The 26037-nt window shown below is 48.7% G+C and carries 22 protein-coding genes; 12 read left to right on the top strand and 10 right to left on the bottom strand.

All coding sequences use genetic code 11. From position 1 onward, the window contains the following. The first annotated feature begins 25 nt into the window (after window positions 1-25). Together H7F15_RS15870 and H7F15_RS15875 are read left to right on the top strand one after the other, a co-directional pair. Entirely contained in the window at window positions 26-634 is a 609-nt protein-coding gene (locus tag H7F15_RS15870; protein ID WP_221627099.1) for a tetratricopeptide repeat protein, read from the top strand. 139 nt (window positions 635-773) lie between these two features. Continuing rightward, window positions 774-1304, top strand: a complete 531-nt coding sequence (locus H7F15_RS15875; protein ID WP_185197970.1) for a GNAT family N-acetyltransferase — start codon at window positions 774-776, stop codon at window positions 1302-1304. Between the two features lie 88 nt (window positions 1305-1392). Here the strand turns inward: H7F15_RS15875 and H7F15_RS15880 are convergent, their stop codons facing one another. The 4 genes from H7F15_RS15880 to H7F15_RS15895 form a co-directional block, all read right to left on the bottom strand. Then, complete coding sequence (locus tag H7F15_RS15880) at window positions 1393-2325, bottom strand: 1,4-dihydroxy-2-naphthoate polyprenyltransferase (protein WP_185197971.1); 933 nt, start codon at window positions 2323-2325, stop codon at window positions 1393-1395. Window positions 2326-2362: 37 nt separating this feature from the next. Then, entirely contained in the window at window positions 2363-2974 is a 612-nt protein-coding gene (locus tag H7F15_RS15885; RefSeq protein ID WP_255481283.1) for a glutathione peroxidase, read from the bottom strand. Window positions 2975-3364: 390 nt separating this feature from the next. Next, entirely contained in the window at window positions 3365-5155 is a 1791-nt protein-coding gene (gene argS, locus H7F15_RS15890) for an arginine--tRNA ligase (RefSeq protein WP_185197972.1), read from the bottom strand. After that, the gene (locus H7F15_RS15895; protein ID WP_185197973.1) at window positions 5156-6127 is read right to left on the bottom strand and encodes an arginase; all 972 of its coding nucleotides are present in this window, start codon (window positions 6125-6127) and stop codon (window positions 5156-5158) included. Window positions 6128-6205: 78 nt separating this feature from the next. Here H7F15_RS15895 and H7F15_RS15900 point away from each other — a divergent pair, with 78 nt between their 5' ends. The 3 genes from H7F15_RS15900 to H7F15_RS15910 all read left to right on the top strand — a co-directional run bounded on the left by H7F15_RS15900 (window position 6206) and on the right by H7F15_RS15910 (window position 8412). Continuing rightward, window positions 6206-7600 (top strand): arginine decarboxylase, encoded by a 1395-nt coding sequence (locus H7F15_RS15900; RefSeq protein WP_185197974.1) that lies wholly within the window; start codon window positions 6206-6208, stop codon window positions 7598-7600. Window positions 7601-7692: 92 nt separating this feature from the next. After that, window positions 7693-7872, top strand: a complete 180-nt coding sequence (locus H7F15_RS15905) for a hypothetical protein (RefSeq protein WP_185197975.1) — start codon at window positions 7693-7695, stop codon at window positions 7870-7872. Window positions 7873-8034: 162 nt separating this feature from the next. Continuing rightward, complete coding sequence (locus H7F15_RS15910) at window positions 8035-8412, top strand: endonuclease domain-containing protein (protein WP_185197976.1); 378 nt, start codon at window positions 8035-8037, stop codon at window positions 8410-8412. Between the two features lie 63 nt (window positions 8413-8475). On the opposite strand, the gene H7F15_RS15915 is transcribed toward H7F15_RS15910, so the two are convergent. Further along, complete coding sequence (locus H7F15_RS15915; protein ID WP_185197977.1) at window positions 8476-9003, bottom strand: HAD-IIIA family hydrolase; 528 nt, start codon at window positions 9001-9003, stop codon at window positions 8476-8478. 147 nt (window positions 9004-9150) lie between these two features. Here H7F15_RS15915 and hemG point away from each other — a divergent pair, with 147 nt between their 5' ends. From hemG to H7F15_RS15940, 5 genes are all read left to right on the top strand, one after another. Beyond that, complete coding sequence (gene hemG / locus H7F15_RS15920; RefSeq protein WP_185197978.1) at window positions 9151-10500, top strand: protoporphyrinogen oxidase; 1350 nt, start codon at window positions 9151-9153, stop codon at window positions 10498-10500. 13 nt (window positions 10501-10513) lie between these two features. Next, on the top strand, window positions 10514-11248 hold the full coding sequence (locus H7F15_RS15925) for a polyprenol monophosphomannose synthase (RefSeq protein ID WP_185197979.1): 735 nt from the start codon (window positions 10514-10516) through the stop codon (window positions 11246-11248). Window positions 11249-11406: 158 nt separating this feature from the next. Then, a complete protein-coding gene (locus tag H7F15_RS15930; RefSeq protein WP_185197980.1) occupies window positions 11407-12375 on the top strand; it encodes a TerC family protein in 969 nt (322 codons plus the stop codon). Between the two features lie 280 nt (window positions 12376-12655). After that, window positions 12656-13696, top strand: coding sequence for a 3-deoxy-7-phosphoheptulonate synthase (locus H7F15_RS15935; RefSeq protein ID WP_185197981.1), 1041 nt, complete (start codon window positions 12656-12658; stop codon window positions 13694-13696). A 106-nt stretch (window positions 13697-13802) separates the two neighbouring features. Continuing rightward, the gene (locus H7F15_RS15940) at window positions 13803-14129 is read left to right on the top strand and encodes a DUF3817 domain-containing protein (protein ID WP_185197982.1); all 327 of its coding nucleotides are present in this window, start codon (window positions 13803-13805) and stop codon (window positions 14127-14129) included. Window positions 14130-14232: 103 nt separating this feature from the next. Here H7F15_RS15940 and H7F15_RS15945 read toward each other — a convergent pair whose 3' ends face one another. Continuing rightward, the gene (locus H7F15_RS15945) at window positions 14233-15282 is read right to left on the bottom strand and encodes a bile acid:sodium symporter family protein (RefSeq protein ID WP_185197983.1); all 1050 of its coding nucleotides are present in this window, start codon (window positions 15280-15282) and stop codon (window positions 14233-14235) included. A gap of 77 nt (window positions 15283-15359) precedes the next feature. Further along, window positions 15360-17339: a biosynthetic peptidoglycan transglycosylase gene (locus H7F15_RS15950; protein ID WP_185197984.1), complete on the bottom strand. Its 1980-nt coding sequence runs from the start codon at window positions 17337-17339 to the stop codon at window positions 15360-15362. Window positions 17340-17607: 268 nt separating this feature from the next. On the opposite strand from H7F15_RS15950, the gene purB reads away from it, so the two are divergent. Both purB and H7F15_RS15960 read left to right on the top strand, forming a co-directional pair. Next, window positions 17608-18960 (top strand): adenylosuccinate lyase, encoded by a 1353-nt coding sequence (gene purB / locus H7F15_RS15955; RefSeq protein WP_185197985.1) that lies wholly within the window; start codon window positions 17608-17610, stop codon window positions 18958-18960. Window positions 18961-19096: 136 nt separating this feature from the next. Beyond that, window positions 19097-19552 (top strand): DoxX family membrane protein, encoded by a 456-nt coding sequence (locus tag H7F15_RS15960; protein ID WP_185197986.1) that lies wholly within the window; start codon window positions 19097-19099, stop codon window positions 19550-19552. Between the two features lie 57 nt (window positions 19553-19609). Here the strand turns inward: H7F15_RS15960 and H7F15_RS15965 are convergent, their stop codons facing one another. From H7F15_RS15965 to H7F15_RS15975, 3 genes are read right to left on the bottom strand one after another with little or no spacing between them, the layout of a single operon-like run. After that, window positions 19610-22045, bottom strand: a complete 2436-nt coding sequence (locus tag H7F15_RS15965; RefSeq protein WP_185197987.1) for a hypothetical protein — start codon at window positions 22043-22045, stop codon at window positions 19610-19612. 33 nt (window positions 22046-22078) lie between these two features. Next, window positions 22079-23230: a DUF4249 domain-containing protein gene (locus H7F15_RS15970; RefSeq protein WP_185197988.1), complete on the bottom strand. Its 1152-nt coding sequence runs from the start codon at window positions 23228-23230 to the stop codon at window positions 22079-22081. A gap of 4 nt (window positions 23231-23234) precedes the next feature. Further along, window positions 23235-26015 (bottom strand): TonB-dependent receptor, encoded by a 2781-nt coding sequence (locus tag H7F15_RS15975; RefSeq protein ID WP_185197989.1) that lies wholly within the window; start codon window positions 26013-26015, stop codon window positions 23235-23237. Between the last annotated feature and the right edge of the window lie 22 nt (window positions 26016-26037).

Consider the following 26037-nt stretch of genomic DNA (forward strand, 5'->3'; position numbering starts at 1 on the left):
AAATTGACTACATTACCTTTTTTGCATGAAGAAATTTTTACCTTTTATACTTTTCCTGCTTGTCTCGATTACCGCCTTTGGCCAGAAAAATGCCAAGGATTATTTTGTGAGCGGTAACGAAAAATTTAAAGCCGGGAAATATGCCGAAGCCATTAAAGACTATAACCAGGTACTGAAACTGGAGCCTAAACACGCTGTAACGTTTGCTAACCGTGGCGTAGCCAAAGACCGTCTGCTGGACTACCGCGGTGCCATAGAAGACTTTACACAGGCCATTACCCTGAACCCAAAGTATACAGAAGCTTACCTGAGCCGTGGCCTGAGCAAGTACAACCTGAAAGACTACCGCAGCGCCCTGCTGGACTATAACAAAGGCATAGAACTGAACCCGAAAGATGCTAAAGCCTACAACAACCGCGGCCTGGTACGTTACGGCCTGAAAGACTATAGCGGCGCCATTGCCGACTACGACAAAGCCATTAGCCTGAATACCCGTTACGAAGAAGCTTACTATAACCGCGGCGCACCCAAATACAACCTCGGCGACACCGCAGGTGCCTGCGCCGACTGGACCAAAGCCAAACAATTAGGCGTAAAAGAAGCGGACCAATATCTGAAAAAGTTTTGTAAGTAAGCCTGTATAACATGGCCTGAACTATAAACCCCGGGTACTCTGCGTGAGTAGCCGGGGTTTATAGTTTAAAGAACATAACGCCTTGTTAAAGACCTTAAATTTCCTGTTATTCAGTAGACAACACTTAATGAAATAAACTATGAAAATCACGATCAGACAGGAAGAGCCCAAAGATTACACAGCCGTTTCCGAGTTAATTGAAGAAGCATTCAGAAACGAAGCATATTCAGACCACAAGGAACACTTTCTGGTAAAGCGTCTGCGAAAATCAGATACCTTTATTCCTGAATTATCAATGGTTGCAGAAGTTGAGGGAACTATAGTTGGCCATATTTTACTGACCAGGATTTCGATTGTAAATGGAGAGCATAGGTTTCCATCATTGGCGCTTGCCCCGGTTTCTGTAAAGCCCGCTTTTCAGGGAAAAGGAATAGGCTCGCAGCTGATCCGGGAAGCTCACAGCATTGCAAAAGCGCTTGGCTATAGTTCTATAGTTCTGCTGGGCCACGAGAACTATTACCCCAGATTTGGCTACGAGTTAACAGATAAGTATAACATCAGGTTGCCATTTGATGCCCCGAAAGAGAATTGCATGATCCTGCCGCTTTCAGAAAATGCTTTGACAGGCGTAACCGGAATGGTTGAATATCCGAAAGAATTTTATCAATAACACGCTGAAAATATTGGTTCCCATAAACGATAGAAGCCACTACAACTATCCAGTTACAGTGGCTTCTACCTTATAAAACTATAGTTCTCTACAATACCTGCCCCAGCCCAAACAGCAGCACAAACAGCAGGGTAGTCATTGCCATTTGCTTTAGATAAGGATCAAGTTCTTTGGATGTTTGTTTACGCCACACGTTTACGCCGTTCACTATAACTAAAGGCACAGCCAGTAAGAACAGCAGCTGCCACCAACTATAGAAGTTAAGCGCCACATACGCAAAAGCACTCAGCGTTCCGGCTGTCAGCAAAAACAGGTGGTAAATTCGCGCGCGTTTCGGGCCCAGGCGTACAGGAACAGAATACTTCCCGGCCAGCACATCAGAGTTGATATCGCGGAGATTGTTCACGTTAAGAACAGCAGTAGCAAAAAAGCCGCAAACTATAGCCGGAAGTATAACGATTGCATCCATGGTTTGCGCCTGCAGAAAGTAGGTACCCAAAACACCCACCAACCCGAAAAAAAGGAACACGAACACATCGCCAAAACCGGCATAGCCATACGGGTTAGAGCCCGCCGTATAGTTGATAGCCGCCCAGATAGAAGCCAGCCCCAGTCCCAAAAACAATAAAGCCAGCAACATGCCTTCGCTGCCAAATGCCACCCAAAGCAGCGCCAGCCCCGACACCAGCGACAGCAGGCTAAACACGATCATCCCCTTCTTCATGTGCTCCGCTGTAATAAGCCCTGCCTGTACAGCCCGCGCCGGCCCTTCGCGATGCACACTGTCGGCCCCGTGTTTGGAGTCGCCGTAGTCGTTGGCCAGGTTGGATAGGATTTGCAGGAAAAGCGTGGTGAGTACGCAGAGGGCAACTATAGTTCCGTTAAAAACGCCGTTCGCTGCCGCCATAAAGCCGCCCATACCAATGCAACTGAGCGCCAGCGGCAAAGTACGTGGCCTGAAAGCCGAAATCCAGGCCTTTACCAGGCCTGGATTTCGGGATGTATGTTCTGATGTCGTCAATGTAATTGCTGTTTTGCTCTCGCAAATATAGCTATAGTTATTGGTTAATGGCAGCCAGTATCTCCTCACCCATCGGCTTTACTTTAGACGGGAAAAACGCTACTACTTTGCCATTCTCATCTACCAGGTATTTGCAGAAGTTCCAGTTCGGTTCTTCGTGGTTCGGCGCGTTCTGTGCCAGCCAGCTATAGAGCGGGTGCTGGTCGTCGCCCACTACCGAAATCTTATCCATCATCTGGAACGTTACACCATAGTTCTTCTCACAGAAAGCCGCGATCTCTTCGCTGGAACCGGGCTCCTGTCCTCCAAAGTTATTCGCCGGAAAACCAACTATAACTACTTTATCGCCATGTGTTTTGTGAAGTTCCTGCAGGTCTTTGTACTGCGGGGTATAACCACACTCTGATGCTGTATTCACCAGCAATAATTTCTTGCCTTTAAACTGCGAGAAATCAATTTCACGGCCCTCCAGCGTAGCCATTTTAAAATCGTAAAACCCTTGTTGTGTCTGTGTTTCTGTTGCCATAGTTTTATCGGTTTGTGCGTTATCGGTGGCTGCTGTGTTGCTGTTATTATTGCCTGAGCCCGAGCAAGCTACCATCATACCTAATACCGGCACAAACGCCAAAAGTTTAACAAGTTTTCTCATAGTGTTTTATAGTTTTCGGTTGATAACCGGTGATTCTAGTTAATTGTTTGCTTTACCTCTTCCCAACCTTCCCCTAAAAACAGGGGAAGGAGGTAAGCTATCGTTTATAGTTCCTTTTTGCTGGCGCGAGCGTCCTCGCTCGTGACTTATTATGATGTTGAGTCTCCTGACTCAACTGGCCCGGCAGGGACAGGAATAGCAAAGGCTGAAGCTATAGTTTTATAGTTGCCATAGTCCAACCACCCCTAACCCCTCCTTGTCTAAGGCGGGGAGTTTTACTGCTACTACTATAGTTTGAGTTGTTGTTCTATAGGTGCAAACTATGGCAGACAGTTTTATTAGACACAATCCTGCAAATCTTAAAATCCTGTAAATCCTGATTCAGACAAACTACATACGCTCCGGCACGGCAATACCTAACAGGCTCATGCTTTCGCGCACAAAACGGGCTACCATGGCCGACAGAGCAATACGGAAGTTACGGGCCTGTTCGTCGGTTTCGTTGAAGATGGAGATCTCCTGGTAGAAACGGTTATAGGCTTTGGCCAGCTCGTAGGCATAGTTCGCAATAACCGATGGCGCGTGCAGTCTGCCGGCTTCATCCACTACCGAACTATAGTTTACTAATTGGCTTATCACTTCCTGCTCCGCTTCGTGCATCGTGGTCACGTTATCAAAAGCAATTACATCCACCTTTAAGCCCATCTCGCCAGCCTTGCGAAGAATAGCCGCAATACGTGCGTGCGTGTACTGAATGAACGGACCTGTATTGCCACGGAAATCAATCGACTCCTGCGGGTTGAACAGCATGCGTTTCTTCGGGTCTACTTTCAGCAGGAAGTACTTGAGTGCGCCCATAGCCAGCGTGTGGTATAGTTCCTGCGCCTGCTCCGGTGTAAAGCCTTCAATCTTGCCCAGTTCTTCGGTCTGCTGACGAGCCGTGTCGATCATTTCCTGCACCAGTTCATCGGCATCAACTACCGTACCTTCTCTCGATTTCATTTTACCGGAAGGCAGGTCCACCATGCCATAAGATAAGTGATAGATGCCTTCGGCGTAGGGTTTGCCTAATTTCTTAAGCACAGCTTTCAGCACCTGGAAGTGGTAATTCTGCTCGTCGGCTACTACGTAAATGGACTGGTCGTATGGGAAGTCGTTATACTTCAGCTCGGCCGTTCCCATGTCCTGGGTAATATAAACCGATGTGCCATCAGCTCTTAGCAATAGTTTCTCGTCCAGGCCTTCTTCTGTCAGGTCTACCCACACAGAACCATCTGGCTTTTTGAAGAAAACGCCTTTGGCTAAACCTTCTTCCACGCGCTCTTTACCCAGCATGTAAGTCTCCGACTCGTAGTAGAATTTATCGAAATCAACCCCGATGTTTTTATAAGTCGCATCAAAGCCTTCGTACACCCAACCATTCATCTGCTTCCACAGGTCAACCACTTTCTTGTCGCCTTCTTCCCATTTGCGCAGCATTTCCTGAGCCTCTAACATCAAAGGAGCTTTCTTTTTAGCGTCTTCTTTGTCCATGCCGCCGGTTACCAGCTCGTCTATCTGCTCTTTGTAGGCCTTATCGAACTGCACATAGTATTTACCAGCCAGGTGGTCGCCTTTCGTATTGCTACTCTGTGGTGTTTCGCCGTTGCCAAACTTCTGGTAAGCCAGCATCGATTTACAGATATGTATCCCGCGGTCATTCACCAGGTTGGCCTTCATCACCTCGTGGCCGTTGGCTTTCAGTATCTCTGCTACCGAATACCCTAAAAAGTTATTGCGCAGGTGGCCTAAGTGCAGCGGCTTGTTCGTGTTCGGCGATGAGTATTCTACCATTACCTTTTTACCGCTGTTGCTGCCGTAGCCATAGTTGGCGTTCTGCATCAGGTCGCGGAACAGGCGCAACCACTCGGTTTGCTCTACTTCCAGGTTTAGGAAGCCTTTTACCACGTTAAAATCTTTTATCTCCGCAGCGTTCTCTTTCAGGTACTCGCCCAGTGCCTGGCCGACCTGCTCAGGGCCTTTGCCAGCCTGCTTGGTGTACGGGAAGGTTACGAAAGTAAAAGAGCCGGCAAATTCCTTGCGGGTGGGTTGCAGGGCAATTTGTGCGGCATCAACTGAAATATTAAAAAGAGCTTGCAGCGCCTGGCTGATACGTTGGGCAATAGTAGCTTGTAATTGCATTTATTGTATGACTGTACTTTTAGATTCTTTATGTAAAATGGCTTCGGTGGCGGTTTCCAGTATATCAAAGGCGTTCTCGGCCATGGTGTTCTCGGTGTCCAGCGTCGGGTTGATCTCGGTCATTTCGTAACACACAATGCGTGGGTCCTGCAGCAGCGTATAGTTCAGCTCTTTGGCCTGCTCTACAGTTAAGCCCACTTCTACAGGTGTGCCTGTCCCTTTCGAGAACTTGGAGTCCAGGCTGTCCACATCAAACGACACGTAAATAATATCGCAGTCGCGCAGGTGCTCGAGGGCTTCGGCAGCTACCTGGGCAGTTCCTTTCGCATTCAGTTCGGCGTACGTAAAGTTCCGGATACCATACTTGTTCATCAAAAAGTCTTCAGGCTCTTCGGTGTCGCGCACTACCATGTACACCAGGTGCTTCGGCTCCAGTTTAGGACCATCCACACCAAGTTTTTTCAGCGAGTTCCAGAAAAATATGGTTTCCGGGGCTGGCTCGTTTATCTGGCGCTCCAGGTTATCGATGTGCAGGGCAGCGGCCAGTGGCATGCCATGTACGTTGCCCGATGGCGAAGTGTAGGGTGAGTGAATATCGGCATGGGCATCGATCCAGATCACACCCAGCGTTTTATCCGGGTAAGCGGCTTTGATACCGGCTATAGTTCCGTGGGCATTGGAGTGGTCGCCGGAAAGTACCAGCGGAAACATGTCCATGGCAATCGTTTGTTCTACGGTATTGGCTATGTTCTTCTGCACGGTCAGGATGCTGTCGATGCGGTGTGCATTCGGAAACAGGTCCTTGTCGAACAGGGTATAGTTCAGGTCCGGCACAGAAACAGAGTTGAAACGCTTGAAGTAGTCTGATCCTTTGTCCCAACAGGCTACCCGCAGGGCATCTATCCCCATACTGGCTCCCCGCGTTCCGGCACCAAGCTCCGACCTCACTTCTATCAGTTTCACTTTTTTCATAGATTTTAAACAAACTTATTGCAAAGATGGTAAATAACGATCAATATTGCATATTTTCTTATAATCCCACAATCGAGAATGGATAAATATACCGACCTCATCCACCAGACGTTCGACTTCCCGACAGACGAGTTTCAGGTGGAGAACAATGAGCTGCTTTTTAATGGTATCCCGTTGATGGATATCATCAAACAATACGGCACTCCGCTAAAATTAACATACTTACCTAAGATAAGTTCTCAGATACAGCGCGCTAAAAAGCTGTTTAACGAGAGCATCGAGAAGCTGAACTATAACGGTACCTATACTTACTGCTACTGCACCAAGGCTTCGCATTTCTCTTTTGTGCTGGAAGAAGCGCTGAAAAACGGCATCCATATCGAGACATCGTCGGGCTATGATATGCAGATCATCCGGGCGCTTTACAAAAAAGGCAAGATCGATAAGAACACTTATATCATATGCAACGGCTTTAAGCGCGAGCAATACCGCCAGTGGATCTCAGAATTTATAAACGAAGGCTTTGTGAACTGCATGCCGATACTGGACCACATTGGCGAGATAGATTACTACAAAGAGCACGTAAAAGAAAAGACCAAGGTGGGCATGCGCCTGGCCTCAGACGAGGAACCAAAGTTTGAGTTCTATACCTCGCGTTTGGGTGTGCGCTACAACGATGTGATCGACCTGTATGAAAAGCAGATAAAGCCGGACGATCGTTTCGAGCTGAAAATGCTGCACTATTTTATTAACACAGGCATAAAGGATACTTCCTACTATTGGTCGGAGCTGAGCCGTTTTGTGCACAAGTACTGCGAACTGAAGAAGGTGTGCCCGGAACTGGATACGATCGATATTGGCGGCGGCTTCCCGATCAAAACCTCTATTCAGGTAGAATATGATTACCGCTACATGACCGAGGAGATCCTGCGCACCATTAAGCGTATTTGTACGGAAGAAGGAGTGCCTGAACCGAACATCTTTACTGAATTTGGTATTTTTACAGTAGGCGAAAGTGCAGCCAACATCTACTCTATCCTGGACGAAAAGCTGCAGAACGACAAGGAGCTTTGGTACATGATCGATGGCTCGTTCATTACTAACCTGCCGGATGCCTGGGCCCTGAACCAGCGCTGGCCACTGCTTGCCATTAACCACTGGGACAAAGAGTACCGCAAGATACAGTTAGGCGGCATGACCTGCGACAGCCAGGACTACTATAACTCCGAGATGCACTCGTTCCAGGTGTTCCTGCCTAAAATACCTAAAAATGAGCCGCTTTATATCGGGTTCTTCCATACGGGTGCCTACCAGGAACAGCTTAGCGGGTACGGTGGCATCAAGCACTGCCTGATCCCGTCGCCGCAGCATATTCTGGTTGACCGGGACGAAAATGGAGAACTAAAGACCTGGCAATTTGCGCCGGAGCAAACAAGTGAGTCGATGTTACGTATCTTGGGTTACGAAGTATAAGCAAATTACTATTTTCACTTTTTTAGTAAACTGTTTTTGCTTTAATTGTATTTCCCTTATTTTTGATCTACCATCGTTAAATATTCACCGTCATGAAAAAGTTATTAGTATTCGGTACGCTTTGCCTTGCTATGGGCATGGCTTCCTGCAAAACCTACTGCCCGGCTTACAACTATAACCTGGGTAACGTAGAAAATCCTACTGTAAAGGAAAAAGTTAGCGTATCGGCATCTAACGAGACTACTACTGCTACAGAAAGAGTAAACGGCTAATACAGCTACTTACACCCTTAAAAATATAAAACCGGCTTCTGGCCGGTTTTTTTATTTTGGGTAAATTAAAGCAATGTAATATGAATAAGCGTTACAGAGTACAAGTTCTAAATAAGTAGGGAACAATTCCCCTCTTGAGAGGGGTTAGGGGTGTGTTTACTTATGAGAGAGTACATACCATACAAACCCTACTTAAAAGAACTGGCAAGGCAACTCCGTAATAACAGCACCCTTAGCGAGGTACTGCTTTGGCAGGAACTGAAGAGCAGAAAAATGCTGGGTTATGACTTCCACCGTCAAAAGCCACTCGATAATTTTATAGTTGACTTTTACTGCAGTGAATTGAAGTTGGCTATTGAGATAGATGGGGATTCACACAACTATAGCTTTGATGAAGATATAGAAAGACAGCGGCAACTGGAAAGCTTTGGGATTAGCTTTCTAAGATTTACCGATCTGGAAGTGAAACGAGATATGCTAAATGTGCTACTTACCATTGAAGGCTGGATAATAGAAAAGCAACTGCAGACACACCACTAACCCCTCTCAAGAGGGGAATTGTTCTTGCTTACTTCTGGGTTACAGAAACCTACCTGGCTAAAATCACAAACTATAGTTCCCACCAACTATAACCTGCGCCGCTTCCCACAAATCATGCATGTGCAGCGGGTAAGAACCTGCGCTATACTTATCCCCCACCAATATAGCCTTTACGCCTACTTTTTCAGCTGCTTCCAGGTCGCGCATTGAGTCTCCTACCATCCAGCTTTGGGTAACATCAATATTATACCTGGCAATGGCCCGTTCCAGCATCAGGCTGTCTGGTTTGCGGGACAGGGATTCGCTATAGTTGGGGTGCGAGGGGGCGTAGTAAATAGCATCGATCAGGTTGTCGCAGCTTTGCTGTAGTTTGTGGTGGCAGGCCATTACATCGTTTTTAGTAAAGAGGCCTTTGGCCACCCCGCCCTGGTTGGTAACAACTATAAGCAGATAGCCGTGTTGTTTCAGCAGTGCCAGGGCTTCGGGCACCTTTGGCAGCACTTCAAAATCATCCAACATATAAGTATAATCGCCGCGCTCGCGGTTAAGTACGCCGTCGCGGTCCAGGAACACACATTTCTGGTGTGGCATAAAAGTGTAGCTGTTTTAAATGCTAAAATAGAAAATAAAGCGTTGATAGGAAGTACAATTTCTGAAGGGGCCACGTAAATACAAGTAGGCGTTCTGCAGAAAAGGGAGAAAATTTAGTGCAATAGTTGGACGAACAAAAGCGAGCGTATGAGAGTGGCGATAGTTGGAGCGGGGATTTCGGGATTGGCGCTGGCTTACTACCTGCAGAAATTAGGTATACCCTACGACCTGTTCGAAGCAAGTGAACATGTTGGTGGCAACATTAAAACCATGCAGGAGAGCGGTTACCTGCTAGAGCTTGGCCCCAATGCCCTGCAATACACACCTGAGCTTGAAACACTGGTACGCGAACTTAAACTGGAGCAGGAGGTAGTACCAACCGCAAAGGCCGGGCACCACCGGTACGTGCTGCGCAATGGCAACTACGAAAAGTTACCCGATTCTCCTTTCTCACTTCTTTCCAATGGCATCTTCTCCTGGAAAACAAAGCTCCGCATACTTCAGGAAAAAGATGTCCCGCCCGCCGACATCGATTACGAAACTATAACCCAGTTTTTTGAGCGCCGCTTTGGCCCCGGGGTGATCGAATATGCCGTTAACCCGTTTATTTCTGGAGTGTATGGCGGAGACCCCTCACGTTTGCTCGTGCATAAGGCGCTGCCACTGCTCAAGGAAATGGAAAACCGCTACGGCTCTGTTCTAAAGGGTTTGCTGAAGCATCCGGTCAGCCAGTTCGGGTACGAGAACATTTCGTTTGTGAAGGGCATGCAGACCTTACCAAATGCTATTGCGGAGAAACTGATCTCGCTGCACACAGGCCTGCCGGTAGAAATGATCACGCGTAACCAGGGCAAATACATCATCAGCTGCTCTGCCACCGGAGACTACGACACCGAAGAATACACCATGCTGGTACTGGCACTGCCTGCCCAGCCCGCAGCCGAGTTGCTGCATTATACTTTCCCTGGTATGGCAGCCGCCCTGCAAAACATTCATTACCCGCCCATGTCGGTGGTGCATACCGTTTACCACCGCCGCGACGTGAACCATGTCCTGGATGGCTTTGGAGCCTTACACCCGAAAGCCGAATGTCCGTTTGCTGCCGGGGCCGTATGGTCCAGCTCGTTGTTTGATGGCCGCTGCCGCCCGCACGAAGTGCTGTTTACCAGTTTTGTGGGTGGCGCCCAATACGAAGCACATGCCCTGACCGACAAGGAAAAACTGATGGAATGCGTGCACCAGGAATTAAAAGAGACCCACGGCATAACAGCAGACAAACCGGTCTTTCAGCACATGTACTTCATGGAGCATTCCATTCCACAATACGACCTGTACATAGAGGATGCGCACCACATGGCCGAACAGCTGGAGCAGGAAGGATTATTTATTGCAGCTAACTGGCAGGCAGGCGTATCGGTGTCGAGCTGCATCAGGCACGCCAAGGAGCTGGCGCATAAAATTAATTTAAAAAGGCCCGCACCTTCAATAGCTGAATAGCTATATTTGCGGTATGAAAGAATCGTTGGTGATCATCCCAACCTATAACGAGCGGGAGAACATTGAAGCTATAGTTCGGAAAGTGATGTCACTGGCTCACCCCTTTCATTTGTTGATCATCGACGACAACTCTCCTGACGGTACGGCCACTATTGTGCGCGACCTGCAAACCGAATACCCCGACAGACTGCATTTAGAGACCCGCACCGGGAAACTGGGCCTTGGCACTGCCTACATTCATGGGTTTAAGTATGCACTGCGCAACGGCTATGAGTATATTTTTGAGATGGATGCCGACTTCTCGCACAACCCCGACGACCTGATCCGGTTACATGATGCCTGCGCCGTAGATGGTTACGATCTGGCCATTGGCAGCCGCTACATACAGGGCGTGAACGTAGTAAACTGGCCCATGAACCGTGTGCTGATGTCGTGGTTTGCGAGCTGGTATGTACGCCTGATAACGGGTATGCCCATTGCCGATACTACGGCCGGTTTTAAATGCTACCGCCGCCAGGTTCTCAAAACCATACAGCTGAACAAAATACGTTTCGTAGGGTACGCCTTCCAGATTGAGATGAAGTTCCTGACCTATAAGTATGGCTTTAAGATAAAAGAAGTGCCTATCATTTTTACTGACCGCACCAAAGGCCAGAGCAAAATGTCGTCGGGTATTTTTAAGGAAGCTGTACTGGGCGTGCTTAAAATGAAAGTGAACAGCTTCTTCCGTCACTTCGATCGTTATTAATTTACTGCTTCGGTAGCATCGGCTTTATTTCTGCTTTCTGTCAGAATTTCATAGCGCTTCACTATATATCTACACGCAAATAAATTAACTTTACCCCTTGTGCACCTGCAAAGCCTATAGTTTGGCAGGGCTGTTTTTTGTTTCTGATCTCGCTGTTTATGGATAGTATTTATTTCTGGATCTTCTTTAACATTTTTGTGCTGCTCCTGCTGGGACTGGATCTTTTTGTTTTCCACCGCAAAGAGCACGAAGTAAAAATTAAAGAAGCCTTGCTGTGGAGTGCTTTCTGGATCGGGTTGTCGCTGGCTTTTAATGCCCTGATCTATTACCTGGAAGGCCCCGGCCCCGCGCTCGAATTCCTGACGGGTTATCTCATAGAAAAATCGCTGAGCGTAGATAACCTGTTCGTCTTTATCCTGATCTTCAATTATTTTAAGGTACCTACTAAATTCCAGCATAAAATCCTGTTCTGGGGTGTTCTGGGGGCTTTGGTGTTCAGGGCTATCTTTATTCTGGTGGGTGTGGCGCTCATTGCCAAATTCCACTTCATCATTTATGTTCTCGGCGCCTTCCTGATCTTTACAGGTGTAAAAATGGCTTTCCAGAAAGGTGATGACGAGCTGCACCCGGAGCAAAACCCGTTTATAGTTTGGATAAGCCAGAAGTTACCGTTCACAAAACATTCAGCTGGTGGCAAGTTCTTTACCAAAATAGATGGTAAGATATTCGCCACACCGCTATTCCTGGTGCTGATCATGGTGGAGACAACTGATATCGTGTTTGCCGCAGACTCTATCCCGGCTATACTTGCCATCTCGAAAGATCCGTTCATTGTTTACACCTCCAACGTATTTGCATTGCTGGGCTTAAGGGCCTTGTACTTTGCGCTGGCGGGCATTATGCAGCTGTTCCATTACCTGCACTATGGCTTGTCAGTAATCCTGGTATTTATTGGTTTAAAGCTGATGCTGAGCGATGTTTACCACCTGGATATGCGTATTGCGCTTGGCTTTGTAGGCTGCGTGCTGGCCATCTCGGTTATTGCTTCGCTGCTGTTCCCTAAAAAGGAAGATGAGCTGCCTAAACCGCAAAACTTCGATCAGAAAGAGGACGGCGGCGTAAAATAATTACGGCTTAAAAATTGTTTAGAAGTTTAAAATACTTTTAATTGCAGCCATAAAGACAAAAATGACACTATTCTGTACATATCTGTTTACCAATATTTCCAAGGTCCAGCTTAGCGGGGCTCTGGTGGTAGACCATTGTGTATAGTGTAACTTATACCGTATTTGGACCATTAAGAGCCCCGCTAAGCAGCGGGGCTTTTTTGTTTTATACCCATTTGCAAACAGATAAACCAAAAGGCCGAAAGCCGATTTTTAACAATTAATTATTTTATGTACAGTCATGAGAGCAAGTAAAACCACCATCAGCGCAGCACCGCAGTCCAGCTTCAGGAATGCAAGCGGACTGCCCGTGCTGATTGCTGGCCCATGCAGCGCCGAAAGCGAAGCCCAGATAATAGAAACCGCCGGACAACTGCAATCCCTGCAAAATGTCACTATTTTTAAAGCGGGCATCTGGAAATCGCGCACACGCCCCAACAGCTTTGCGGGTGTAGGTACTGCTGGCTTGCCCTGGCTGCAAAAAGTAAAACAACAGACGGGCATGCGCCTGGCCGTAGATGTATCGAACGCGCAGCAGACCGAAGACGCCCTGCGCCACGGCATCGACATCCTTAGCCTGAACGGAAGAGTAACCGTGAACCCATATGCGGTACAGGAAATTGCAGAAGTACTACGGGGCACTGCTACGCCACTGCTTGTAACCAACCCGGTTTACCCGGACCTGGGGCTGTGGATAGGTGCTTTTGAAAGACTACAGCAGGCCGGCCTCACCGACCTGGGAGCTGTGCACCGGGGCTTCTCGGGCGAGGATAAAGAGCTGCTGTACCGCAACCAGCCAAAATGGGAAGTAATGCTGGAGCTGCGCCGCGAGCTGCCGGAACTACCAATACTTTGCGATGCCAGCCACATTGCTGGCAAACGCAGCCTGTTGTACCCTGTAGGCCAGCGCGCCCTCGACCTGGGAGTGGATGGCCTGTTGTTTGAGGCCCATAGCAACCCGGCGGCGGCTCTGAGCAGCCAGCAGCAACAGCTGATGCCACAGGAACTGGATGTGCTACTGAACGCCTTGAAAACCCGCGTAAAGCTGACCGAAACCACTGAACTGGTAGAGCACCTGGATGCCCTGCGACAGGAAGTGGAAACACTGGATCAGCAGCTGACTGAACTTTTGCTGCACCGCACTGCCGTAACCAGCCAGATGAGCAGCTTCGGGTTGGGCAGCGCTCCGGCAGCCGCCGTGTTAGGCAAAAAACAGGAACACTTATCCGGGTTGTTGCTGGGCAAAGACCATGGCAGCGAACACACCAGTGCGGTTGCCTGATGCTTTTACTTAAATGTGGAAGAAGTATGAATTATAAGCTAAAAGGCACGTATTCCGGAAGTTGTGTGTTAAGTTGCAATATCATCCGAAAAACAGAAGAACTGATATGAGTACTCCACTTTCACGTTTCCGGGCAGTTGCCCTTTACGAAGGTATATCGTACCTGGTATTGTTACTGATCGCAATGCCCCTGAAGTATATGTTTGGCATACCTGAACTGGTAAAATATGTAGGCTGGGCACATGGTGTGCTGTTTGTGCTGTATGTAGCTTTCCTGGCGCAGGTATTCTTCACAGAGCGCTGGTCATTGCTCAAGGCTATAGTTGCGTTCATCCTGTCGCTGGTGCCTTTCGGTACATTTTACCTGGAAAAGAACCTGAAGCAGGAAGAAGAAGCCAAACTGATGCAGCAGCGCGAAAAGCAGGTTGCCTAACTATAGCTATAGTTGTTAATACAACAAAAAAGCCCCTCCAGTAATGGCGGGGCTTTTTTGTTGTATCTATAGTTTGATAGAAGTTAGATAAATAAATTCTGAACTATAGTTTAGTAGCTTCCTCTTTCCGGGCCCAGGCCTGTGCCATAATACTGGCCACCACAAGCTGCAGTGCGTGGTAGATCATGATCGGTAGTAATATCACCCCTACCATGTTAGCGTCCGGGAAGAGCACCTTGCTCATAACGGTACCATGCACCAACGATTTTTTAGACCCACAGAACACAGCAGTAATGTTATCCTCCCGGGCTAAGCCCAGTAACCGGCTGATGCCTGTAATAATCCCGAATATGCAAAAAAACAGCACCAGCATGCCAATGCCCAGCTCCACAAGGTGCAGCATACTCAAACTACCAAACAGATCACGGGCATACGACTCGCAAAACGAACTATAGACGATAAGCAGGATTATGCTCTGGTCGAAAAATCGGATACGGGATTTGTTGCGCTCGGCCCAGGCGCCAAGCCGGTGATGCAGTAATATCCCAACTATAACCGGGGCAAGCACCTGCAGTACCAGTTTCAGCATTACATCCTGTGTATCTATAGTTGCATCGCCGGTAGTCAGGAATACGCCCATCCAGAGCGGGGTAATGAACACCCCCAGCAGACTGGAAATACTGGCATTAAAGATGGCAGCCGGCATATTACCACCCACCACCGACACCATCACCACCGACGAGGAAACCGTGGAAGGCAGCGCTGCCAGGTAAAAAACACCCAGCCACAACAAATCAGAACTATCTGCATTAACCAGCTGCATCACCAGCAGAATAAGTACCGGAAACAGCACAAATGTACTGAGCTGCACCAGCATATGCAGCCGCCAGTTACTCAGGCCGGCTTTCAGCTTTTCGGGGCTCAGGCGCAACCCATAAAACAGGAAAATAATTGTTACGCCTACATCGGTTATAGTTCCGAGCGCCAGCGGTCCTTCTTTCAGGCCTACCTGCGGCCACAGGTAAGCCAGCACGATCATGAGCAGCAGTGCCAACAGAAACCAGTCCAGGCCCAGGCGGCCGGCCACTTTGCGGGCACGCGGCAGTAACCCTATCCCCTTTGCAGCACTTTCGTTCGCTTTATCTGATCGCATGCAGAATTTCCGGTTTAACGTACAACGGCTCTGCAGTTTTGCTGCAGAGCCGTGCATATATGGTTTATAGTTCTTTGTTAAAAGTCGAGCAGGTCAATTGTTTCCAGTTCAAACTCCGAGGTATCTTCCTGTATTTGTGTGGTATCAGTGGCTGTTACGATCAGGTCGCGGGCACGGCCATAGAGCGTGACGTTCGGGTACAGGTTTTCGTATTGTTCCTGCGTTATCAGGCCACGGCGGCGCATAATGCCCCCTATCAGCCTATAGTAGTACCCTTTGTGGCTGCGCAGGTTTCCGTAACTGTCAAACGACGAACGGTAACGTTTCGGGCTCGGGATAATACTGGTCAGGAAAATGGCTTCGGCGAGGTTAAGCTCGTTCGGCTGCTTGCCAAAGTAAAACCGGGAGGCATCCTTGGCACCGTACACGTTTGGTCCCCACTCAATAATGTTCAGGTACACTTCAAACATGCGGTTCTTCGATACCAGGTCCAGGTTCTCGATGAGCCAGACGATAATGGCCTCCTCTACTTTACGGGTGATCGTTTTATGGCGCGTCAGGAAAACGTTTTTAACCAGCTGCATGGAGATGGTACTACCCCCGCGCACAAATTTCCCTTCTTTTAAGTTGGTGATGATCGCCTGGCGGAAAGCCTCTTCATGGAAACCGTTATGGGAATAAAACCCAGCATCTTCGGCCGTCAGGATAGCATTGCGCAGGAACGGCGAAATCTGGTTGATGGGCGCAAAGAACGGGTTTGTCGGCCCGACAGTAAAGGTACGCACCGGCTTGCCATACTCATAAACGGTATGCACAAAGGGCCCTTTTATCTTCTCTATATTGGTTTTGCCCCACTTCAGTATCTTGAAATCTTTCGAGGCTTCCAGGTCAGGATCAAACTTGAGGCTATCGAGCTGGTCCATGTTTACGTGGAAGCTCATGGCATACTGCAGGTCGCCCTGTGCCTGTATGCCCTCCAGGTTCTCAAACAGCCCGGGCGGCAACGAATCGAAGAAGTTGTTGGCCGGTATAGTTTCGGTATTTACTTTCAGGTCGATGATCTTGGACGGAGCTGTCTGGTAGCTGGCCTCTATACTGGCAACGGCCTTGTTTACACGCACCTGCGTAGGCTTTTCCACTGCGTAATAGTTCTTGCCTATCGTTACCACATACTCCACTGCACTTTCATTCACGTGCACATCTTCGGTCGCAATTTTGGGGTGGTTTACCACCAGGTTCTGTATTTTGGCATCGCCTTTAATGGTCAGGCGCTCGCGTTTATAGCTTTTATCTTCCAGGCTCAGGTGCAGGGAATCAAACTTTACCGTAGCGCCAAATTTATCATGCACATAAGGCACACGAATACCAAGGGTATCAGTAGCAAAAATGCTGGTAGCAATATGATAGTCGCCGGGGTCTATGGTGCCTTTTATCAGCATGTTGTTCCGGATGCTGTCCATCTGCACAGCCAACTGTGTTGCTATTTTGCCATCATCTATTTTCAGGTAAGGCATTTTCACATCGATCGTGCGGTTCGGCGACACATACGACACGTTCAGGTTACGGAAGTCTACCTGGTCCGGTACATTGTCGAAGGCGGTTTCGATGAGCCTGTTCAGCAGTTCGCCATAGTTGCGGCCACCTTTGGTGGTATCGGCAGGCGCTGCTTCGTCATCAGACTTAAACAGGAACGAGAAATTGTTGATATCGCCATTTTTACGGGCCGTCAGGTAGCCGTCGGTTACCTGCAACCTGTTAAATACCGCCCGTCCCTTTAAAATAGATTTAATGCTGACCGTGGCATGCACGCTGTCAGTAACAAACAGGGTATCGCGCTCGTGTGGCACCAGCGAGATACCGCGCAGCACCACCGAGTTCAGGTCAGTAAAGCGGGCTTCCTCAATCTTAAAATCTACAGGGTATTTATTTTCGATCTTTGCTTCTATCCTGCTAAGGGTTATCTCCAGAAGCTTGGTTCTGAAGGCAAAGAGCAGTACAAGCAAAACAAGCAGCAACGACACGAATATGCCGGCTCCAATCAATATCTTTTTTTTCAATCGCTGATTCAAAATATTCGCTGCGAATTACGCTATTTAGATTCAGTATCTAAAATAAGTGCACAGATTATTATGCACCTTTACCGATACGCTTTATGGTGTAGTTTATGTTATCCCAAACACATACGCGGATGTGCTTTTTTTGATATAGTTATACCTTAATACTTCTATAATACCATTTACGGCAACTATAAACTATAGTCTTTTCGTGTTCGGCAGTTGGCGTACTATGCCTTTCCTGTTTATCTTTGAACAAAAACTATACCCAATGAACCTGACAACGCTTACTGCCCTATCGCCGGTGGATGGCCGCTACCGCCGCAACACAGCTGAGCTGGCTGCTTATTTTTCTGAGTTTGGCCTGATCCGTTACCGTGTGCTGGTAGAAGTAGAGTATTTTATCGCGCTGTGCGAGCTGCCCCTGCCGCAACTACAGCAGGTGGATAAAGGACTGTATCCGGCGCTGCGGGCCCTATATGAGCAATTTACCGAGCAGGATGCCCTGACTATAAAAGAGACCGAAAAGACGACCAACCACGACGTAAAGGCAGTTGAGTATTTCATAAAAGATAAGTTTGATGCGCTGGGCCTGGGGGAATACAAAGAGTTCATACATTTCGGGTTAACGTCTCAGGATGTAAATAACACGGCCATCCCGTTATCGATGCGCGAAGCGGATGAGCGTGTGCTGCAGCCTATGTTCCAGCACCTGCACCAGACGCTGGCCGAACTGGCACAGCAATGGAAAAATATACCGATGCTGGCACACACGCACGGGCAGCCGGCTTCACCTACCCGCCTGGGTAAAGAAATGATGGTGTTTGCCGAGCGACTGGAAGCCCAGATGGATCTGCTGCGCCAGGTACCTTTTTCGGCTAAGTTTGGCGGGGCAACCGGCAACTTTAACGCGCACCACGTGGCGTATCCAACTATAAACTGGCCGGATTTCGGTAACAGATTTGTGCAGGAAAGCCTTGGCCTGCGCCGCAGCCAGTACACCACCCAGATTGAACATTACGACAACCTGGCCGCTTACTTCGACGGACTGAAACGCCTGAACACGATCCTGATCGACTTTTCGCGCGATGTGTGGCAGTATGTATCGATGGGCTATTTTAAACAGAAGATCAAAGCCGGTGAAGTGGGTTCGTCGGCTATGCCGCATAAAGTAAACCCTATTGATTTTGAGAACGCGGAAGGTAACTTAGGTATCGCCAATGCCCTGCTGGAGCACTTGTCGGCCAAGCTTCCAATTTCGCGCCTGCAACGCGACCTGACCGACTCTACGGTGCTGCGCAATGTGGGCGTACCGCTGGCGCATATCGTTATTGCGTTAAAATCACTGGAGCGTGGTATTAGTAAACTGGAGTTAAACGAGGCTGCCCTAACCCACCACCTGGAAGAGAACTGGGCTGTGGTGGCAGAAGGCATCCAAACAGTACTACGCCGCGAAGGCTATCCGCAACCATACGAAGCCCTGAAAGCCCTGACCCGCAAAAACGAAAAGATCACGGCCTCAACCATCAGCAATTTTATAGATACCCTGCAGGTAAGCGACACCATAAAAGCAGAACTGAAACAGATAACCCCTTATAGTTATACCGGCGTAGATCTGCTCTAACTATATTCTATCCCGATCACAAATAAACGCCCCAGCTACAACAGCCGGGGCGTTTTGTTAATAGTTTACCCGTGTTGTAAAGTTATTTCAGCAAAATGCGTTTAAGTATAGTTAAGCTTTGGAATAAGGCAGCACTATGGAAAAATATTTACCTTATGCGGTACTCCTGCTGCGGCTGGCGCTGGCATTTACGCTGCTGGCTATAGTTGCTGATAAATTTGGTTACTGGGGCGAGGCCGGCACTCCCGGCACCCTCTGGGGCGACTGGGACACCTATGCTGCCTATTTCGGTACACTTGTCCCGTTCCTGCCCGGTAACATCTCCGAGAAGCTGGCTATAGTTTGTACTTTTCTGGAGATTGCACTGGCAATAATGTTACTGTTCGGGCTTAAAGTACGCTGGGCTGCTGTGGCTACCTGCATCTATACGTTGTTACTTGGTATCTCTATGGCTGTGTTCATCAGTATTAAAGCGTCGTTTGACCATAGTTTATTTGTTTGCAGCGCGGCCGGTTTCCTGCTTGCCTGTTGCCCTATCTATAAATTTACGCGGCACGGCATTAAAAAGCGCAGCACCTATCATCCGTATTAAGCAAGCTTATACAATGCAGGTGCTGCGCTTTTCCGGTTTCCGGTCCGGCACTATAAACTATAGGTTAGGCTGACTTACCGTAAAGGTATATGTTTTGCTGCCTGCCTTGCCATCTGCCGTTAACCCTTGAACTACAACCAGGTATGTCCCCGTCTGGTCAGATGTATAAAATGATTTCTCCGCTTTTGTTCCGGTTTCCAGTTTCAGATCCGGCGCCCAGTGCAGCAGGTTTCTGAAATCGGCCAGGCGGCTAAGCTTATGCTCCGGTGTGTCGTAAACCGGGGCGTAAAACTCGCGCTGCAGCTGCAGTCCTTCATAAGATTGCATCAGTGCACGCGGGTCCGGCTCAAAACCTGCCAGGTCGCCGGTATAAGTTATAAAGCTCACAAGGCCGTCATACACCTGCGGACCGTTAAAGAACCTGCTGGTCACCACATCCAGTTTCTTCACTTTCAGCGGGTCAAAAGCCATGATCTTGTCAATGTCAAAAACAGGCACACCATCTAGCAATACCATCGGGTTCTCCTGGAAGATAGTTTTGTTTGGCCTGTCGAACACCATAAAGTGGAAGCCGTCACGGCGCTTACGCAGCTGGATGCCCGGCACATATTCGCGCAGCACTTCTTCCATCACCTTAAAGCGCTTGTAGTCATCAAGGAGGTATTGTTCCGGCGCCTGCCCGTAAATGGTGGTGCTATCTGCCTGACCCGTAACCGCTCTGTTAATGACATTTCCAAAGTAAGCATGCTGTGTCTGTACCTCCACGTGGCGCAGCGTCAGTTCCTCCTGCAGCGATGATGCCAGGTTCGGTGCCGGTACCATACGCTTCGCGAACTTATCCGAGAATGGATTGAACACCTGGAAATGGTAAGTGCTGTCTTTGGTATAATTGCTTTGGATAATGATGTCTTTTGCGTCAAAGAAATCCTTCACTTCGTAGCGGATGGTACCATCCGGAGCGCTGGTTGAGTTGTATAACCGGATGTTTTTGCCCGGCGAAGCAAGAAATGTAAGAATGCCCGGGGCAGCCTCGCCAGATACCTTATGGGTGACTTTACCTGTTATCAGGTGTCCGTTATACTCCGGTACATAGGCAAACGGAGCAGGTTTTTCTGCTAAAACATCAGTCCAGGTAAAGCGGCTCCAGCCATGGGTCAGCATCAGGTTATCCATAGCCTGTCTGTCCGAAGCGCCAAAGCCTGAGAAATAGTATCCCGGTTCTTCTATAGTTCCTTTCAGGTCAGATGTAAGCCACAGATAACTTTCTATAGTTTGGGCTGGTGCCCCCTGCAGCGAATCAACTTTATACACAGCCATCGACAGGTTAGCCGGTGTATCTTTTGCACCGTTGGCCTGCGCCAGTATGTCCAGTGTTACTTTATCGCGGGTAGTGTACTGAGGTTTGTCTGTGGCAATTTTCAGATCAAGCGTATGAGTTGGTGCTTTAAAATACAGGCGCTCGCATACAGGCTGCTGCCCCGCATTGAAAACCGTAAAATGCGTTATTCCATCCGGCAGTTGCTTTTTGTCAACTATAAACACGGCTGCACCATTGTTTACGGTGGCACGCTCTGAGTAACCGATGATCTGCCGGGCATGGCCCAGCAAAAATACCTGGTCGCCCGGGCGATTCTGCTGACGCACTGTAATTTTCAGTTTCTCAGCATCAGCATCCTCTAACTGCAGGGCATAACCTTGCTCCTGCACCTGCGGCAATGGAGTGGTAAAACCTTGTGTTTCGTTTAGTTTAATAACGGCTGTATATTTTTTACCGGGCGCAGGCGTGAAGGTGAAATGCCCCATGCCAAATTTATGAGGTGCAAAGTCAAGTACTTTTTGTCCGCGCTCGTCCTGCAGCTCTCCTGTAAAGTTTACACCTTTGCCGCTAAGCTCGCTTAGTGCCTTAAACGCTACTTTATTGGGTACACCTGCTACTAAGTGGCCACCCTCCGGGAAAAACTGTACCGTATAGCCTTTAGCTTGCTCTGCTGGTTGCGGGTCTACTTTCCGGAAGGTGTTAACTATAGTTACCGGCTGTTCAAAATAAAACTCGGGGCTATAGTTCTTCATCCAGTTGGTATAGGCACGCACGCTATAGTTACCCGACCCAAGCTCTACCGGCAAACTAAAGGAGCCTTTTCCTTTGCCATCCTGTAATGCTACCTTGGCCTGCAACACAGGTTTCTGAGCCGCATCCAACACTTCCACATAAGCTACTTTGCTGATATCCAGCGGGCGGTGCTGTGTACCATCCACATCGTAAATGCTGAACCACATGGTTTCGCCGCAGGCATATACTGGCCTGTCCAGGTGCAGGTATAGTTTCTCCTGCAGGGCTTTCTGGCGGTATTGGTCAAACGCACTTGTAATACTGCTGAAACTGCCGGTTTGTGCAGCAGCCTGACTGGTAAGCCCCAGGCTACAGATAAGCCCGAGGGCTACCCGTATGCCGGCTCTAACTATAGGTTTTGCTACGATAGTTTTATTCTTCAACACCTTCGTCTTATTGTAGGTTAGGTACTGCATTTATTCCCAGAAGTAAGGTTTAACATTGGTGCCTGCGGTGCGGCAATCCACACAGCTCTTGTCAGCATACACATACCCGATCGGGCTCATGCTACCACCGACATAAATCCCGGTTACAGGCATAATGTATCCTTCCTTAAAATAATCAACTACACTGGCCTGAGCCAGGTACATGGTATCAGAGTAGCAGGAAGGTGCGAACAGGCTCCATTCCCTCGGCAGTTCTTTACTGTCAATAAAAATTCTTTTCTGCTGCATGGTGCTGGCCGATATATACCCGATCACAGGCTCATTTGAATCGTCCAGGCTGCGGATGTTACCGTTAAGCTGAGAAGGCAGCGGATCGAACAGTGTACCGATCTCTTCGGTGTTCTTCTTAAGCGTTTCCCAGTAACTATAGGCCTCCTGCGTCAGGGCATATTGTTTCACCAGTATACTATACTTTATCGCCACTTTCTCTGAGTTCGACGGAATAGCAAGCAGCTTGTACTTGTTTATTCTGTCCTCGGTCAGGCGTTTGGAATTGCTAAGCTCTATAGTAGTGGATTGTTCCGTTTTCCAGCAGTTGTAGATGTCTTCATCATTTTCATCGCGGTAATCGATACGGCCATCTATGTATTTAAACGGCGTGAAGAATGCCGAGCGGAAGTGCCAGGTATGCTCGTACTCCCAGCGGTAGTACCAGGTGTCGTTTGCCGGGTCGTGAGTATTTACGCTTACCTCTACTTTCCCGTCCACCGGTTCCCAGTTCACTTCATCTATGGCAGGAGTGTGTTTTACTTCTACATATTCCGAAGCATATTCTCTTCCATTTCTTGTCCGGATAAACAGGCGGTATTTTTTCTGGCTATCCAGTGTAAGGTCGGCAGATACATAGATGCCATTACCTTGCTGATGTACGCCATATTGTTCGCCATCTTCCGCTTCAATCATAACTATAGCGCCATTTTCAGCTGGCGGCATAGTTTCCTCGTCCAGGTTCTGGGTGCGCAAAAGCTGTATGGTGCTCGGGCCGTTGGCATTTATAAAACCGTTTACTACCAGGTAAGAGTTAGGCCCCTGCATTACTTCCGGCAGGTAAGGCTCCACGCAGCCACTAAGCAACAATATAAAAAACAGGCCTATCGTATTTTTCCAGTTCATGATCTTCATGCGCTTAAAACTTAAAGTTATAGGTAACGGTAGGTATCGGCTGCCCGAAAACCGACATCTTGTACCCTTTAATGATGCCATTCTCCGATTTAAAGTAAACCGAGTACGGGTTCTTTCTACCGGTCAGGTTGTACACGGCAATGGTCCAGGAGCTGTGCGCCAGCTTCTTTATTTTGTGGTTGCCCTCTATGTTCACGGCCAGGTCTACGCGGTAATAATCCGGGATGCGGTACTCGTTGCGGTCGGAGTATACAATGCGGTACGAGCTGCCGTCGTAGTACTTGGCCAGGGGCAGCGTGATGGGTCTGCCGGTACTATAGGTAAAGTTTAACGACGAGCTGAAACGCTGGCTGAATCTATAGTTGCTGATAAGGGTAAAGTCGTGCGGTTTGTCGAAGTTGCTTGGGTACCACTCGCCTCTGTTTATGATCTCAGACGTGCCGGCATCATTTACACGTGCCAGCGTGCGGGAATACGTATAGCTTACCCAACCGTTCAGTTTACCCGTAGCTTTCTTCAGCATCAGTTCCACCCCATAGGCTTTGCCCTCGGCATTGGCTACGTCGGTCTCTATGTGGTGATTCATGATAATGGAGGCGCCGCTTCTGTAATCTAGGAAGTCCTTCATCCATTTATAATAAGCCTCTGCCGAAAACTCTACCGTATTGGCTCTCAGGTTACGGTAGTAGCCCAGTGCTATCTGGTCTCCTATCTGCGGACGGATATTGCTGTCGCTCAGTTTCCAGGTATCGGTCGGTGACATAGAAGCTGTATTGGACAACATATGCACGTACTGGCGCAGTCTGTTATAGCTCAGCTTTACCGACGAATTATCGGTCAGGCCATATCTTGCTGAGAAACGGAACTCCGGCCCGTGATACGTGGCAATGGATTTGCCGGAAGCATAGCTAACCGTATCGGTAATGGTACCCTCTGTTTTAGGCACACCGGCCGCGTAGGTGTATACATCGCGTGGGCCATAGGCATTAAAGAAAGAATAGCGCAGGCCGATGGATATGGAAAGGCGCTGGTTTACTTCGTACTGATCTGAGATGTAAACCGCTGCTTCCATCGCTTTCTCACCCTGTAACTTATCGTCCTTTATCAGCGATTGAGCACTATTAGGGGTAAGAGAGCCGGGTTGCGTGTCGTAGAAGATGGTGCTTGCGCCAAAGTCTAAGGTATGCTTCTCGTTCGGAAAGAAATTGAAATCTGCCTGCAGGCCGGTCTGCTTGATGCCAAAGGCCAGGGTAGAAGCATTTACTTCATTCTGCTCGTTTGAGATATCATAATTATACTGGCTGTGCGTACCGGTAACTACGCTGTATAGTTTATTGTGGAAGTTGTGCTTCCATTTTACACTGGCATTATAGTTTGCGAATCTGTAAAGCGTATCTGAGGCCAGCTTAAAGCGGTCTTTGCTCAGGTAACCGGTCAGGTAAACGCTGTTCTTGCTGTTGATCTCGTGGCTGATGTGCGCGTTCAGGTCATAAAAAGCGGCTTCGCTGTCCTTGTACGACTGGTTTGGCAACTGCTTCAGTATCCAGTCGGAGTAGGTGGTGCGGCCACCTAACAGGAAAGAAGATTTTTCTTTCACGATAGGCCCCTCCAGGGTAAGCCGGCTGGTCAGTAAACCAATACCGCCTGCACCGGTAAATTCTTTTTTGTTGCCTTCGCGGGTTGTTACTTCCAGCACCGACGACAGCCTGCCGCCATAGCGCGCCGGCACAGCACTCTTGTATAGTTCTACCGACTTCAGCACATCCGGGCTGAAAGCCGAGAAGAAGCCGAATAAATGTGATGGGTTATAAATAGTAGCATCGTTCAGCAGGATCAGGTTCTGGTCTGTAGAACCGCCGCGCACGTTCATACCAGTGCTTCCCTCCCCTACTGATTTTACACCAGGCAGGGTAAGCACCACCCGCAGAATGTCCGTTTCGCCAAAGGCGGTCGGCACCTGCTTTATAGTTCTGATGTCAAGGCGCTCCATGCCCATCTGCAGGCCTCTTACGTTGCGGTCCTTTTCAGCTTCTACCACCACTTCCTTCAGCGAGCGCACATCTTCCTCTACCTCAATGTTCAGTCTGCCATCGCTGTGCAGCATAATATTGCGTTTTGCGTTCTTAAAGCCAACTCCACGCACCTTCAGCTCATGGCGGCCAACCGGGAGCGTCAGCGAGTAAAAACCATACTGATCGGTGGCGGTACCGATGGCCGGAGATTCGATGTAGACGTTGGCGCCGATGATAGGCTCGCCACTGCTGGCATCGCGTAAAGTACCAGCCAGGCTGGCTTTCCCGTTCTTGCTGTTGCCAGGCACACCGATCTCGTATAGTTTCAATTCAGAACCTGATCTGCGGGTCGGGGCTTCCTGTTGCACGTACAGATCGGCCAGTTCGGGCTGCTTACCAACTGCTTTTTGGTTCTCTTCGTTAAAAAAGTCATCAGGCAGGCTGGTCAGCAGGGCTTTGTTGGCTGTAATAAAAACCTGCTTTTGCCCGCTGATAGCGAACTGCAGTTTTGTCTCTTTCAGTGCCTGCTCCAGCACCTGCCCAAGCGGCAGGTTCTGTGCCTGCAGGGTTATTGTAACACTATCGGTAGCAGCGGCGTCGTAGTAGAACCGGTAGGACGTTTTTGCTTCGAGGTCCTTTACAAATTCCTGGAAGGGTGTACTGGCATACGTACCCATGATCCGGGGCTCGGCTGGTTGCTGTGCAAAGCATGCTCCTGCAGCACTTGTTATAAGCAGCACGAGCACTATCAGTTTTCGGTAAAAGTTGGCCATTATAGGGGCTTGTTCAATAAGA

Origin of the sequence: Pontibacter sp. Tf4 (assembly GCF_014212495.1) — a bacterium.
In the GTDB taxonomy this organism is placed as follows: domain Bacteria; phylum Bacteroidota; class Bacteroidia; order Cytophagales; family Hymenobacteraceae; genus Pontibacter.